This is a genomic window from Ruegeria sp. AB5 (assembly GCF_056542645.1).
In genome coordinates this window covers 1-1,616 of record NZ_JBQGAE010000056.1, presented here as the reverse complement: position 1 = coordinate 1,616, position 1,616 = coordinate 1, and the positions used below count along the sequence as shown (strand labels likewise).

Below are 1,616 nucleotides of genomic sequence, written 5' to 3'. Positions count from 1 at the left end.
CTGGTTGTCCAACACGTCGGAGAAAGATCTGATTCGGTCTTCGAGACTGAAGGCGGTCCCCTTGGTGACCACGAAACGGACATCACCGGCATGTGTTGTGACAGTTCACCCAGGAGTGAGACAACAAATTGAACCGGCTCGCCAACTGGTACAAGGACGAAACCTGAAACGACTGCCCCACAATTTCACGGATTGTTTTTGGGATTTCACTCAGTCTGTGCTACCGAAAGTCATTGGAATTCAGGATGTCCCACCTTGACGGGCGTAAGAATTCCAATCTCCTCTTCGGGCCCCAAATCACCCACACTCGTGCATGCATTGACCTGTTTGAGTGCCTTGAGCCCCAACCTTGGACCGCCAGAAGCTAGATTTTTCCGGCTCTATCACGATGACGGGCTGGTGACGCCATCGGGATAATGCATGGCAATCGGGACGTTGTATCCGATTGCGCTGTGGGGTCTGTCCTCATTGTAGTGCCGACGCCAATCCTCCAGCTTTTCGCGGGCATCTGCAAGGCTCATGAACCAGTGCGCGTTCAGGCATTCCGCCCGGAGCTTGCTGTTAAACGCCTCAATGAAGCCATTGTCCGTGGGCTTTCCAGGCCGTGAGAAGTCGAGGGTAACGTCGTTGGCGTAGGCCCAGAGATCGAGGTCCCGCGAGATGAACTCGCTGCCGTTATCGACTCTGATCGTCTTGGGGTAGCCGATCTGCCCGCAGACCCGTTCGAGCGTCTGCACAACATCTTCGCCCCGATAGGTGAAGCGCGGATCGGCTGCAGGGCAGAGCCGGGAATGCGTGTCAACGACGGTCAGGATGCGCAACCTCCTACCCAGGGCGAGCTGGTCGTGAACGAAGTCCATCGCCCAGACATCGTTAGGCCCGACGGCTTCATGACGGTCTTCTCTGAGCTTTGCCTTCACCCGGCGCTTGGGGTGCTTGTTCCTGAGCTGCAGGCCCAACTCGTTGTAAATCCTGCGTGTCTTCTTCATGTTGATCACCCAACCCTCCCGTCTAAGAAGCACGTGGACGCGCCTGTAGCCATAGCGCACACGCGTCTCTGCGATCTCTTTGATCCGCCGTTCGACGGCAGCCTGATCCGTCCGCCGGGACTTGTAGTGGTAGGTGGATGTGTCGAAGCAGATGGCCCCACAAGCCTTCCGGATCGACACACCCCAATCAACGCACATCCCGGTGACAATCTCGCGCAAACGGCCAGGCTTCAGAGCTTTCGCCGAATGACATCCTGAAGCATCTCCCGATCCAGCGTCAGGTCCGCCACGATCTTCTTCAGCCGGGTGTTCTCGTCCTCCAGCGCCTTCAGCCGGCGCATCTCGTCAGGCAACAAGCCGCCGTACTTCTTCTTCCAATTGAAGTATGTCGCCTGGCTGATCCCAGCCTTTCGGCAGATCTCCGCGACCGGTGTGCCTTGCTCGCCCTGCTTCAGGATGAAGGCCTTCTGCGCCTCCGTGAACTTCGATGCTTTCATGCGATTCCGCTCCTCTCCCAGCCAGGGAAATTTAGCGGAAAACTCCAGCTCCGAACGATCCAGTTTTCAGGGGGCAGAGCATGAGGGTTTCCCTTCTGTGATTTGGGCATTGTTTCCCATTGGCGCACAA

The 1,616-nt window shown here is 57.1% G+C and carries 1 protein-coding gene; it reads right to left on the bottom strand.

Going from position 1 to position 1,616, the window contains the following annotated elements; translation table 11 throughout:
* Positions 1 to 383: 383 nt before the first annotated feature.
* A protein-coding gene (locus ACR0L4_RS23550) for an IS3 family transposase (protein ID WP_170438333.1) occupies positions 384 to 1,486 on the bottom strand; the annotation gives its coding sequence in 2 pieces (ribosomal slippage) (positions 384 to 1,225 and positions 1,225 to 1,486; 1,104 coding nt in all).
* Between the last annotated feature and the right edge of the window lie 130 nt (positions 1,487 to 1,616).